The following is a 12709-nucleotide window of genomic DNA, read 5'->3' as shown; positions in this document are numbered from 1 at the left end:
GTTATACTTGTAAACTAAATCTTTTTATTTTGGTTTACAAGTTTCGCTATGACCCCATCAGACCTCGCTTTTGACCGCCAGCATATCTGGCACCCCTACACTTCAATGACCGATCCCCTGCCCTGCTATCCGGTGGTGGCCGCCAGCGGCATCCGCCTGCAATTGAGTGACGGACGGCAGCTGGTGGATGGTATGTCCTCATGGTGGGCGGCGATCCACGGTTACAACCATCCGCGGCTGAATCAGGCGTTGCAGACGCAGATTGGCCAGATGTCACATGTGATGTTTGGCGGTATTACCCATCCGGCAGCGGTCGCACTCTGCCGGCAGCTGGTCGCCATGACACCAGAACCGCTTGAGTGCGTATTCCTTGCTGATTCCGGTTCGGTGGCGGTGGAAGTGGCGATGAAAATGGCGCTGCAATACTGGCAGGCGCGCGGGGCGAAGCGACAGCAGTTCCTGACGCTGCGCAATGGCTATCACGGTGATACCTTTGCGGCGATGTCGGTCTGCGACCCGCAAAACTCAATGCACAGCCTGTATCAGGGCTATCTGCCGAGCCACCACTTTGCCGACGCGCCGCAGTGCCGCTTTGATGACAACTGGCAGCCGGATGATGCCGGCTCTTTCACCCGCCTGATTGAGCAGCATAAAAACTCGCTGGCGGCCGTGATCCTCGAACCTATTGTGCAAGGTGCGGGCGGCATGCGTTTTTACCATCCCGGCTATCTGCAACGGGTGCGCGAACTCTGCGACCAGCATGACGTGCTGCTGATTGCCGATGAGATCGCCACCGGCTTTGGCCGTACCGGCAAACTGTTCGCCTGCGACCATGCGGCAATTGCACCCGATATTCTCTGCGTCGGCAAAGCCCTGACCGGCGGTACCATGACGCTTTCCGCCACCCTGACTACCCGCGCGGTGGCGGAGACCATCAGCAACGGTGCGGCGGGCTGCTTTATGCACGGCCCCACCTTTATGGGCAATCCGCTGGCCTGTGCTGTCGCCAGTGAAAGCCTGGCAATGCTGGCGGAAAATCACTGGCCAGCCCAGGTTGCGGCGATTGAACAGCAACTGCGCGCCGCCCTGCTGCCACTGCGCGATCATCCGCAGGTCGCCGACGCGCGGGTACTGGGGGCGATTGGCGTAATTGAGTGTCGCCACCCGGTCAATATGGCGGCAATTCAGCAATTTTTTGTCGACCAGGGGGTGTGGATCCGCCCGTTTGGCCGCTTAATCTATCTGATGCCGCCGTATGTGATTGACCCGCAGGCGCTTCAGCAGCTGACCGATGCCATTAACGCCGCGCTGGATCGGCCAGCGCTGTTTCAGTACCAGTAATTCCCGGAGCGACAAGCACTGGTGGTTGTGATGCGCTACGCTTTTATCATTCACAACCCCAGAGGAGCCGATTATGTCGCAGCAAAAAGACACAAACCGTCGTGTGGTGTTAGCGTCGCGTCCACACGGCGCACCTGTTGAAGCCAATTTCCGCACTGAGCATCAGCACATTCCGCAGCCGGGTGACGGTGAAGTTTTACTCCGCACCATCTGGCTGTCGCTGGATCCCTATATGCGTGGTCGCATGAGCGATGCCCCCTCCTATGTTCCACCGATTGGCATCAATGAAGTGATGGGTGCGGGTACTGTTGCAATAGTCGAGCAATCTAATCATCCCGATTATGCGCCGGGTGACTGGGTGGTCAGCCAGAACGGCTGGCAGGATTACGCGCTGTCGCGTGGCAATGGGTTGTTTAAATTAACCGGTCCGGTGCTGAAGCATCCTTCATGGGCGCTGGGCATGCTGGGGATGACCGGTTTTACCGCCTATATGGGGCTGCTTGATATTGGTCAGCCGCAGGCGGGCGAAACCGTGGTGGTCGCCGCCGCCACCGGCGCGGTGGGGTCAATTGTCGGGCAAATCGCTAAACTGAAAGGGTGTCATGTGGTCGGTATCGCCGGTGGCGCCGAGAAGTGCCGCTATGCCGAAGAGGTGCTGGGCTTCGATACCTGCCTTGATCACCAGAATGACGATCTGGCGGAGAAGCTGAAACGCTACTGCCCGGACGGCATTGATGTCTATTTCGAAAATGTTGGCGGCAAGGTATTCAATGCCGTATTGCCGCTGATGAACAGCAAAGGCCGCATCCCGATATGCGGATTGATCGCCGATTACAACGCCACTGAAGCGGCCCCCGGCCCTGATCGTCTGCCGCATTTTCAGGACGTCATCTTACGCAAGCGTATGCGGGTACAGGGTTTTATTATCTCCCAGGATTATGCCCATCGCTTTGAGGAGTTTTTCCGCCAGATGAGCCAGTGGGTGGCTGAAGAACGTTTTGTCTTCCGCGAAGATGTGATTGACGGTCTGGATAACGCAGCAGAAGCTTTTACCGGCATGCTGGAGGGGAAAAACTTCGGCAAGGTGCTGGTACGGGTGGCGGCAGATAAACCTGGAGGTAAATGATGAAAGTGCTGATGGTATTAACCTCGCACGATAAACTGGGTGATACCGGTAAAAAAACCGGTTTCTGGCTGGAAGAGTTTGTCGCGCCATATTATGTGTTTAAAGATGCCGGCATCAATGTGGTACTGGCTTCGCCGCTGGGCGGCCAGCCACCGCTGGATCCGGTAAGTGATGAACCCGATGCGCAAACCACCGATACTGAGCGTTTCCGCCATGACTCCGCCGCGCAACAGGCGCTGGCCAATACGCTGCGCCTCGATACCATCGACAGCAGCAAATACGACGCGGTATTTTATCCTGGCGGCCATGGTCCGCTGTGGGATCTGGCGGAAGATAAATCGAGCATCGCGCTGATCGAAAACCTGTTTGCCAGCGGTAAACCGGTGGGTGCAGTATGCCATGCACCGGGTGTACTGCGTCATGTTAAAAAACCAGACGGCACGCCGCTGGTGGCCGGTAAGCGGGTAACAGGATTTACCAACAGTGAAGAGCAGGCAGTCGGCCTGACCGACGTGGTGCCTTTCCTGGTGGAAGACGAACTGAAGCAGCTGGGCGCGCACTTCGAGCATACCGACAACTGGGGAGTGTACACTCTGACCGACGGTCATCTGGTCACCGGACAGAATCCCGCCTCTTCCGCTGCCGCCGCTGAGGAGTTGCTGAAGTTGCTTCATTTATAACCAAACTCACTTACAGAGGAGTGTTGATGAGAATTTTCAGTCAGGATTTTAACGACGGGGAAAAACTGCCTGAGCGCCATGTGTTTAATGGCATGGGCTACGAGGGCGATAACCTTTCCCCGCAGCTGGCGTGGGATGAGGTTCCTGCTGGAACCAAAAGTTTTGTCGTCACCTGCTATGATCCCGATGCGCCGACCGGTTCCGGCTGGTGGCACTGGGGAGTGGCGAATATTCCTGCCAGCGTCACGGTATTACCGCAAGGCGCCGGTTCCGGCATTGCTGATTTGCCGGAAGAAGCGGTGCAGACGCGTACCGATTTTGGTAAAGCGGGCTATGGCGGCGCGGCGCCACCGAAAGGTGAATCCCATCGCTATATCTTTAGCGTCTATGCGCTGGATGTGGAGAAGCTGGAGGTGGATGAGCACGCCAGTGGCGCGATGCTGGGCTTTAATGTGCATTTTCACAGTTTAGCCAGCGCGTCGATTACGGCGATGTATAGCTGAGATGATAACTCCCGCATAGTTCACAACATTAAAACCTTTCTTACAACATCAGGGGTGAATAATAATCGCCCCTTTCTGATCAATCTGACGTTTACAAACGTCATTCCAACGATAATATAATCAAAAACACCCTTAGCATTAATAATCAATTAATTATTAATCATTAAATAAAAAAAATAACAACTAAAATATCATTATAAATATAAAGTTTTTAAACCCCACCAGGCTGAGCTTTTAAATGAAAACTGAAAATCCATCAGGGCAAATTAACAACATTCCACAACTGGATAAAATATATAAACATGAACATTCATTAAAAAATATTGTAAATATAAAAAAAATCACCAATATCAACATCAAAACTGACACCAAGGTTAAATCAAATTCAAAAAACAATGAAGCTGAAGTTAAAATTCCTAAATTCATATTTGACCACAATGTCGTGATCGGTCCTACCACAGATAATAAAAAGTGGGCACTGGGTAAAAAACCTGCATTTTATCTTAATCAAGGTCAGCAGCAAACAATTTACAGACAAGAAATCAACCCTACCAAAGATAAAGCATATACTGGAATAAACAGGGTATCTCAAATCCTTCGTCATATTGCGACGGCTATCCATGATAAAATGAATGTGGAGCTAAAAACAAACCCTATAGAGGTCCAGGTCAGTGTTTTTGGTGAAAAAATTCATATATCAGCAAATTATAACACTGATAAAATAGAACAAGCACTATATTTATCACTAAATGATGAAACATCTCAACCGGACATCAAAAGACCGGTGGACAAAAACGATTGGTTCCAGGTTTCAGCTTCCCGTAACTACAGACATCAGATAAAGTTAAGAGCATTTCTTTCCACAGAGAAGTTAATCTTAACATTGGTGAGAATGGAAAAGGAAATTGACAGCATATTAAACGGGAAATCCGTGGGAGATTACCAAAAAATGCTGAATGCAGGGCTGAGTATTACCGATATAAAAAAACAGTGCAAGCACATGGTAAATGTGTTGTTCAAGGTTTTATCTGAAGCAAAAAAAAATAATTTCAACAATATTATGATTCATGCACCGGTGCATGATGATAATTTAGCGAAATACTTATCAAAAAGGATTACTCAAACAAGACATGCAGAACAAAACATTGAGAACTTTTTAGCTGAAAATAAAGATGAAATATATAAAAACCACAATAAAAATAAAGCATCCAAGCCGATAATCATTCCAATAGATGGCAAATTTGTCGCATGTGGCACTTGTCACGAGCTTGAGACAATGCTTCAGCAAGAAGGCTCTGGTGGTTTGTTCGATCCGCATATTAACCAATTTACCCTCTATCGTTCCAGCCAACGTATCGGCATGGTGTTTGCTGGTGAAATACAGCATTTAGCACTCAATGCCCTCGCTCCTGGTAACGATGAAAAAGCAATTGAAAGAGGCATCGAATTAAGAACGCGTTTCACTGAAAAACCTGAAGAATTACAGGCTTTCAGCAGCAAGGTTTTCCCTGGTAATAGTTTCAATACCAGTAGTGAAGACGAAATAGAGAGCCCTTGAGATATCCCGGTTCATTAAGGCCAAGTCGCATTTCTGAAAATAGACTGTTTCGCTCACCCTAAAGGCGAGCGAAACAGCGTTCAGGCCATCCGATACAGCCTTCGCAGTAGCAAAAACCTACAACTGGTGAATCACCACCCACATCGGGCCCTGACCGACCGCATAACGCGCCAGCGGCTGCAACTGTCCGTGCGCACCATCGATTTTATACACTTCAATATGATGCGACTTCTGACCTGCGGCAATCAGATACTGCCCGCTGTGGTCGATATTAAAGCCACGCGGCTGCGCTTCGGTTGGCTGATAACCCGCCAGCTCAATCAGCGCACCGTCTTCACTGACACTAAAGGCGGTAACAATGCTGGCCGTGCGGTCACAGGCATACAGATGACGGCCGTCCGGCGTCAGATGGATATCCGCCGCCCAGCGCGTACCACTGAAATCAGCAGGCATCATATCCAGCGTCTGTACCCGCGCCACTTCACCATCAGCATTGCTCAGCTGCCAGACGTCAACCGTGCTGTCCAGCTCATTAATACAGTAAGCGAACTGCTGATTAGGGTGGAATGCCATATGCCGCGGACCGGCGCCGGCGACGCTGGTGACCTGCGCCTGCGGACGCGGTTCGGCTTTACCCTCATCGGTCAGCTGATAGAGACAGATACGATCCTGCAGCAGCGCGGGCACAAACAGATTGCGGTTGCTGATATCGATATTTACCGAGTGACAACCTTCCAGCCCTTCGATGACCTGGCTCGGCGCCAGCGGCAGACCATCAAAACCAATCGGGCTGATGCTGAATGAGGCATTGTTATACGAGGCACTGAACAGGAGGCGACCGCTACGGTCGGTAGAGATATGGCTCGGGCTGCCCGGTAGCGGCGCCTGTCCGGCTTCAGTCAGGCTGCCATCAGCGGCGATACTGTAGGCAATCACACGAAAATCAGGACGAGCACCCACATAGAGAAAACCCTGCGCTGGATTAACCACCATCGGCTGGACCTGGCCTGCCACATCAACCACCTGCAACAGTGTCAGCTCACCCTGATCGTTTAGCTGCCAGACGTGAATTTGCTGGCTCTCGGGGCTGGCGGTGTAGACAACTTGTTTCATGAATGCTCCTTGTTCAATGCCTGAAAGTAAGACCTGCCGCAAAGCGTAGCCTGTTTTACGGCAGCCCGTCAGATGATTAGGTTGCTGCCGGTTTGGTCGAAACCGCAGCAAGGTGTAGTATCATTGGTTTGATAATAATTACCACCGGAATGACTTATGAGCTATCGCGTTATCGCCCTTGATCTTGACGGCACACTGCTGACACCGAATAAGACCATACTCCCGGAGTCACTGGAAGCACTGGCAAAAGCCCAACAGGCTGGCGTAAAAGTGCTGATCGTCACCGGTCGCCATCACGTTGCTATTCACCCTTTTTATCAGGCACTGGCATTAGATACACCTGCAATTTGCTGTAACGGGACTTATTTGTATGATTATCATGCAAAAAAGGTACTGAGTTCCGACCCGCTGCCACTGGATCAGGCGCAGCAGGTGATTAAAATGCTGGACCAGCAGGCAATTCATGGTCTGCTGTATGTTGATAACGCCATGCTTTATCAGACCGCTACCGGCCACGTCACGCGCACCATTAACTGGGCGGAGTCGCTGCCGGAACATCAGCGCCCAACCTTCCTGCAGGTGGACAGCCTGAGTGCGGCGGCCAATGAAGCCGGGTCGATCTGGAAGTTTGCCCTCTCCCACCCGGATACCCGTGCGCTGCAACAATTTGCCGATAAAGTGGAACATGAGATGGGACTGGCCTGCGAATGGTCATGGCACGATCAGGTTGATATCGCCCGCGCCGGTAACAGCAAAGGCAAGCGTCTGGCGCAGTGGGTGGCGTCAGCGGGTTATCAGATGAGTGAAGTGCTGGCGTTTGGTGATAACTATAACGATCTCAGCATGCTGGAAAGCGTCGGTTTAGGCGTGGCGATGGGCAATGCCGATGAGGCGATCAAAGCGCGCGCCCACCGGGTGACTGGCACCAACCTTGAGCCTGGCATCGCCGAAACCATCTACCGTGAAGTGCTGTAATCAGGGCGTGATTGACACGCTCTTAATCTGCGCGTAAAGCCACATCCCCGGCTTAATCGCCAGTTCATCGCGAGCCCAGGGCGTAATCCGCGCCCACAGCTCGCGATGCCCCACCTGTAGCCTGACCTCAATCTGATCGTCGATCTCCAGCAGCTCCGCCACCTGTACCGGCAGAATATTGCGGATAGTGGTGTTTTGCGGCGGCTGCAATGCCAGCGAAACATCGGCGGCGCGGATGCGGATCCGCAATGGCGTTTTCGGCGGCGCATCGACGCGACTGACCCAGATATGCTGATCGCCCAGCGACAGCGCGGTCATCGCGTAGTAAGGATGCTGCTCCAGCACCTGAACGCGCAATACGCTGCTCTGGTCAGCATGCGGCAGCCACGGACGCATCGCGCTGCTGCTCCACACCTGCTCCAGCGCGCCAAAGGCTTTGACCTTACCCTGATCCAGCACCAGCACGTTATCGGCCAGATGCAGGATCTCATCAAGACTGTGTGACACATACAGCATCGGCGTATCCACCTGCTTCGCCAGCTTTTGCAGATAAGGCAACAACTCGCGCTTGCGCGGCAGATCCAGTGAAGCCAGCGGTTCATCCAGCAGTAAAATTTCCGGCGCGGTCAGCAGGGCGCGACCAATCGCCACCCGCTGTTTCTCACCGCCGGACAGTGACCAGGGAAAGCGTGTCAGCAAGGGTTCAATCCCCAGCAGCTGCACCAGCGTATCAAACTGCGGCTTCATGCTTTTCGCCATACCATATTGCAGGTTGCCGCGTACCCGGTAGTGCGGGAACAGGCGCGCATCCTGGAACACATAACCGACACGACGCTGCTCCGGCGGCAGAAACTCCCCGCTCTGCGCATCACTCAGCACCCGGCCATTGAGGCGAATCACGCCCTGCTGTGGTCGGGTTAAACCGCTGATGGCATTAATCAGTGAGGTTTTACCGGCGCCGGAAACGCCAAAAATCGCGGTAATGCCCTGCGCGGGCAGAGTCTGGTCAATGGTCAGCTGATGATCGCCCAGCTGCTGGCTGAAGTTAAGTTCCAGCATTACGCCCCCAGCCGTTTACGGCCCCAGCGGGCCAGCCATTCCGATAACAACAGCGACATCAGCGCCAGCACAATAGCAATCACACAGAGGCGCGCCGCCGCGCCTTCGGCGCCGGGGGTTTCAATCAGGGTATACATCGCGAGGGGAAGCGTGCGGGTTTCGCCAGGAATATTAGAGACAAAGGTAATCGTGGCGCCAAACTCACCGAGCGAGCGGGCAAAGCCCAGCACGGTGCCGACAATAATGCCCGGCAGCGTCAGCGGCAGCGTAATGGTGAAAAACACCCGCCAGCGTCCGGCGCCCAGCGTACGCGCCGCCTGCTCCAGCTTGCTGTCCACCGCTTCCAGCGCCAGGCGGATAGCGCGCACCATCAGCGGAAAAGCCACCACCGCCGAGGCCAGCGCCGCACCGCGCCAGCTAAAAGCAAAACTAAAGCCGAACCAGTTATACAGCCATTCGCCGATAAAGCCGCGCCGCCCGAGGGCAATCAGTAACAGATAGCCCACCACCACTGGCGGCAGCACCAGTGGCAGATGGACAACACTGTCCAGCAGCGCTTTACCGGGAAACTGGCAGCGCACCAGTACCCATGCGACCAGGATCCCCAATGGCAAACTGCATATCACCGCAACGGTGGAGACTTTCAGGCTAAGTTCAACCGCCTGCCATTCGAGATCGCTGAGTATCATGTGCGTGGCGCAAATCCGTAACGTTTAAAGATCGCCGCTGCTTCCGCACCTTTCAGGTACTGATAAAAAGCCGTGACGGCGGCTGAGTTATGTTGTCTGACGATCGCCATCGGATATTCCACCGGCTTATGGCTGTCAGCAGGGAATGTGCCGACCACCGTCACTTTTTTACTGGCAATGGCATCCGAGCCATAGACGATACCGTAGGGCGTTTCATCACGCTCTACCAGCGCCAGTGCTGCACGCACGCTGTTGCTGCGCGCCATTACCGGTGACAGCGTATCCCATGCACCCAGATTTTGTAATGCCTCTTTGGCATAAATCCCGGCCGGTACATGATCCGGATCGCCAACCGCCAGGCGCTGACCATTTAGCAGGCTTTTCCAGTCGGTGGTTTTGCTGATGGCAACCGGCTGCGGTTTCGCGGCGGTGGGCGCCACCAGCACCAGATCGTTGCCTAACAGGGTGTAACGGCTGCTGTCATCGATGGTTTTTTTATCGATGGCATAATCCATCCACTGCTGGTCGGCGGAGATAAACAGGTCGGCTGGCGCGCCCTGTTCAATCTGACGCGCCAGCGTTGAGGACGAAGCGAAAGAAGAGACAATTTTCACCTCTTTGCCCTGCTGATATTGCGTGGCGATCTCTTCCAGCGCATTGGTCAGCGAAGCCGCAGCGAACACCGTGATTTTATCGGCCGCGACCGCATGAGCGGCAACAGATAGCGTTAAAGCGGCACCGGTAAACCAGTGGTGTAATTTGACAGACATAGCAATCTCCAGGTTACGTTATATATTTCATAATATAACGACTACGCAAAAACTGTCATGTGCTATATCGGCGGAAATTAGCGGAAGTTTAGATGTGATAACAGACTGCAGGGGCGGCGTTAACGCCGCCCCTGCCAATGGCTTGTACCGGCCCTGGATTTTTACTGGCGGTTTTTTGCTGGCTGGTCTTCGCGGCGGTGACCAATTTTGGAGATGACGTTAAAGATTTCACCGAGGCCATAAATTGCGCCAAGGATTAGCGCCATCACTACCGGCACCATAATAATGGCGAATGCCAGACTTTTTAATAACTCAAACATCGGAGCCTCATCTGCACTGAGCAAAAAAACCATTGTAACGGCAGGAGAAAAAAGTGCACTGACCTTTTGTGCGCTTTACAATCGACTGACTGATTCACCCGGGGAGAGACCATGCAGGCCAGTATTTCACTCATTATCAGACTGCAACAGAAACTGTTCGCCGATCCGCGCCGGATAGAACTGCTGAAACAGATTCAGCATACCGGCTCCATCAGCCAGGGCGCAAAGCTGGCGGGGATCAGCTATAAAAGCGCCTGGGATGCCATCAATGAAATGAACCAGATGGCCGACCGCTTGCTGGTGGAGCGCGCCACCGGCGGCAAAGGCGGCGGCGGCGCGGTGCTGACGCTGTACGGTGAGCGGCTGATCCAGCTGTTTCAGTTACTGGAGCAGATTCAGCAGAAAGCGTTTGATGTGTTACAGGATGATCAGCTGCCGCTGGACAGCCTGCTGGCGGCCATCTCCCGTTTCTCGCTGCAAACCAGCGCGCGTAACCAGCTGTTTGGCACCATCACTGAGCGCGATAACCTGCAGGTGCAGCAGCATGTAGAGGTGTTGCTCGCCGATGGCGTGACCCGCTTAAAAGCGGCGCTTACCGAACAAAGCGCCGATCGTCTGCAACTGAGCACTGGCAAAGAGGTACTGGTGCTGATTAAAGCGCCATGGGTCAGCGTCACGCGCGAGGCGACTGACGCCGACAATCAGCTTGCCGCCACCGTCAGCCAGATTGAACGCGGCGAGCAGCAGAGCGAAGTGTTGCTGGCGCTGGGCAGTGGCGAAACCCTGTGCGCCACCCTGCCAAATAAGCTGGTCGATCAGCAGCAGCTGCAACCCGGCGTCAATGTCAGCGCCTCTTTCAATGCCGATCAGGTGATCATTGCCACGCTGCTGTAAAGCGCATGGCAGGGTTTGACATTATTGCCCACAGTGGTTACAACCGTTAAGACAATGCATAAAGTGGGATAAATAATGACTACGTTGCAAATTACGCAAGGCACGTTTCGTCTTAGCGATACCCGAATACTGACCCTGAACGATTTAACGCTGAACAGTGGCGAAAGCTGGGCGTTTGTCGGCGCTAACGGCAGCGGTAAATCATCACTGGCGCGCGCGCTGTCCGGCGAGTTAACGCTGTTGCAGGGCGCACGTCGCTGTGACTTTCAGCGCCCTGCCCGGTTGTCGCTGGAGCAGCTGCAAAAGCTGGTCAGTGAAGAGTGGGAGCGCAATAACACCGATTTACTTAGCCCGGGTGAAGAAGATACCGGCTACACCATGGCGGAGATTATCCAGCAAGAGGTAAAGGATGCCGCGCGCTGTCAGCAGCTGGCCGCGCAGTTTGGCATTACCCATCTGCTGGATCGCCGCTTTAAATACCTCTCCACCGGCGAAACGCGCAAAACCCTGCTGTGTCAGGCGCTGATGGCGCAACCGGACCTGCTGATCCTTGATGAACCTTTTGATGGTCTTGATGTACAGTCGCGCGCTGGTCTGGCGACGCTGCTGGGCGAGTTACATCAGCAGGGACTGACGCTGGTGCTGGTGCTTAACCGTTTTGATGATATTCCCGACGCTATCGCTAACGTCGGGGTGCTGGCGGAGTGCACCCTCACCCACACTGGCGCACGCGCTGAGATCCTCGCTGAAGCACTGGTGGCGCAGCTGGCGCACAGTGAGAAGCTGGCCGGGATGGCGTTACCGGAAGCGGATACGCCCGACAGCCAGCCACAGATGGCGCCGGATGCGGCGCGGATTGTGCTTAATAACGGCGTGGTGTCGTATAACGATCGGGCGATTTTGCATAATCTGAGCTGGCAGGTAAAGGCCGGTGAGCACTGGCAAATTGTCGGCCCGAATGGCGCCGGGAAATCAACGCTGCTCAGCCTGGTGACCGGCGATCATCCGCAGGGTTACAGCAACGATCTGACCCTGTTTGGCATCCGTCGCGGCAGCGGTGAAACCATCTGGGATATCAAACAGCATATTGGCTATGTCAGCAGCAGTCTGCACCTTGACTACCGGGTCAGCACCAGCGTGCGGAATGTGGTGCTCTCCGGCTATTTTGATTCAATTGGACTCTATCAGGCGGTGTCAGATCGTCAGCACCATCTGGCCAACAGCTGGCTGGCGCTGCTGGGGATGAATCATGCCATTGCCGACGCCCCCTTCCACAGTCTCTCCTGGGGACAGCAGCGGCTGGTATTGATTGCCCGTGCGCTGGTTAAACATCCCACGCTGTTAATCCTCGATGAACCGCTACAGGGGCTGGACCCGATAAACCGGCTGCTGGTGCGTCGCTTTATTGATGTGCTGATTGGCGAAGGACAGACCCAGCTGCTGTTTGTTTCGCATCACGCCGAAGATGCGCCGCGGTGCATTACGCATCGCTTAACCTTTGTGCCTGATGGCGAGATCTATCGCTATCAGCAGGATACGCTAAGCTGAGCGCTGTCAGGCTGGTCGACAGATTATTGGCCAGCCATCTTCCCCACTCTCCGCAAGCTTAAGTACGCTTGCGCAATAATGTAACCGCTACCACTTTTAAACCCATTTTGTGTTGGGTTATATTCATCCACCG

Annotated in this window: 13 protein-coding genes; 8 read left to right on the top strand and 5 right to left on the bottom strand. The window is 54.0% G+C overall.

Annotation, left to right across the window (positions count from 1 at the left end; all coding sequences use genetic code 11):
• The first annotated feature begins 48 nt into the window (after positions 1 to 48).
• The 5 genes from bioA to J2125_RS18425 all read left to right on the top strand — a co-directional run bounded on the left by bioA (position 49) and on the right by J2125_RS18425 (position 5208).
• The gene (bioA, locus tag J2125_RS18445; protein WP_026111427.1) at positions 49 to 1341 is read left to right on the top strand and encodes an adenosylmethionine--8-amino-7-oxononanoate transaminase; all 1293 of its coding nucleotides are present in this window, start codon (positions 49 to 51) and stop codon (positions 1339 to 1341) included.
• Between the two features lie 73 nt (positions 1342 to 1414).
• Positions 1415 to 2467 carry an NADP-dependent oxidoreductase gene (locus J2125_RS18440; protein ID WP_017799065.1) on the top strand — a complete coding sequence of 351 codons (1053 nt, stop codon included), beginning with the start codon at positions 1415 to 1417 and terminating at the stop codon, positions 2465 to 2467.
• A complete protein-coding gene (locus J2125_RS18435; RefSeq protein ID WP_017799064.1) occupies positions 2467 to 3147 on the top strand; it encodes a type 1 glutamine amidotransferase domain-containing protein in 681 nt (226 codons plus the stop codon). The genes J2125_RS18440 and J2125_RS18435 overlap by 1 nt, the downstream gene beginning before the upstream one ends.
• A gap of 26 nt (positions 3148 to 3173) precedes the next feature.
• Complete coding sequence (locus J2125_RS18430) at positions 3174 to 3650, top strand: kinase inhibitor (RefSeq protein WP_017799063.1); 477 nt, start codon at positions 3174 to 3176, stop codon at positions 3648 to 3650.
• A gap of 238 nt (positions 3651 to 3888) precedes the next feature.
• Positions 3889 to 5208, top strand: a complete 1320-nt coding sequence (locus tag J2125_RS18425; protein ID WP_017798869.1) for a hypothetical protein — start codon at positions 3889 to 3891, stop codon at positions 5206 to 5208.
• 117 nt (positions 5209 to 5325) lie between these two features.
• On the opposite strand, the gene pgl is transcribed toward J2125_RS18425, so the two are convergent.
• The gene (gene pgl / locus J2125_RS18420; RefSeq protein ID WP_017798868.1) at positions 5326 to 6321 is read right to left on the bottom strand and encodes a 6-phosphogluconolactonase; all 996 of its coding nucleotides are present in this window, start codon (positions 6319 to 6321) and stop codon (positions 5326 to 5328) included.
• Positions 6322 to 6477: 156 nt separating this feature from the next.
• Between pgl and J2125_RS18415 the strand changes: the two genes are divergently transcribed.
• The gene (locus tag J2125_RS18415) at positions 6478 to 7296 is read left to right on the top strand and encodes a pyridoxal phosphatase (RefSeq protein ID WP_017798867.1); all 819 of its coding nucleotides are present in this window, start codon (positions 6478 to 6480) and stop codon (positions 7294 to 7296) included.
• On the opposite strand, the gene modC is transcribed toward J2125_RS18415, so the two are convergent.
• The 4 genes from modC to J2125_RS18395 form a co-directional block, all read right to left on the bottom strand.
• Positions 7297 to 8355: a molybdenum ABC transporter ATP-binding protein ModC gene (gene modC / locus J2125_RS18410; protein WP_017798866.1), complete on the bottom strand. Its 1059-nt coding sequence runs from the start codon at positions 8353 to 8355 to the stop codon at positions 7297 to 7299. It lies immediately after the preceding gene.
• Positions 8355 to 9044, bottom strand: a complete 690-nt coding sequence (modB, locus tag J2125_RS18405; RefSeq protein WP_017798865.1) for a molybdate ABC transporter permease subunit — start codon at positions 9042 to 9044, stop codon at positions 8355 to 8357. Before modB ends, modC begins: the two co-directional genes overlap by 1 nt.
• Positions 9041 to 9814, bottom strand: coding sequence for a molybdate ABC transporter substrate-binding protein (gene modA / locus J2125_RS18400; protein ID WP_017798864.1), 774 nt, complete (start codon positions 9812 to 9814; stop codon positions 9041 to 9043). Before modA ends, modB begins: the two co-directional genes overlap by 4 nt.
• Before the next feature lie 161 nt (positions 9815 to 9975).
• Positions 9976 to 10134 carry an AcrZ family multidrug efflux pump-associated protein gene (locus tag J2125_RS18395; RefSeq protein ID WP_026111405.1) on the bottom strand — a complete coding sequence of 53 codons (159 nt, stop codon included), beginning with the start codon at positions 10132 to 10134 and terminating at the stop codon, positions 9976 to 9978.
• Positions 10135 to 10245: 111 nt separating this feature from the next.
• Here J2125_RS18395 and modE point away from each other — a divergent pair, with 111 nt between their 5' ends.
• Together modE and modF are read left to right on the top strand one after the other, a co-directional pair.
• On the top strand, positions 10246 to 11028 hold the full coding sequence (modE, locus tag J2125_RS18390; protein ID WP_017798862.1) for a molybdenum-dependent transcriptional regulator: 783 nt from the start codon (positions 10246 to 10248) through the stop codon (positions 11026 to 11028).
• Positions 11029 to 11103: 75 nt separating this feature from the next.
• Positions 11104 to 12576, top strand: a complete 1473-nt coding sequence (gene modF / locus J2125_RS18385; protein ID WP_017798861.1) for a molybdate ABC transporter ATP-binding protein ModF — start codon at positions 11104 to 11106, stop codon at positions 12574 to 12576.
• Positions 12577 to 12709 lie beyond the last annotated feature (133 nt).

The sequence above is a fragment of the Winslowiella toletana genome, assembly GCF_017875465.1.
GTDB lineage: Bacteria > Pseudomonadota > Gammaproteobacteria > Enterobacterales > Enterobacteriaceae > Erwinia > Erwinia toletana.
The sequence above is the reverse complement of the archived record's forward strand: the minus strand, read 5'-3'. Positions and strand labels throughout refer to the sequence as shown.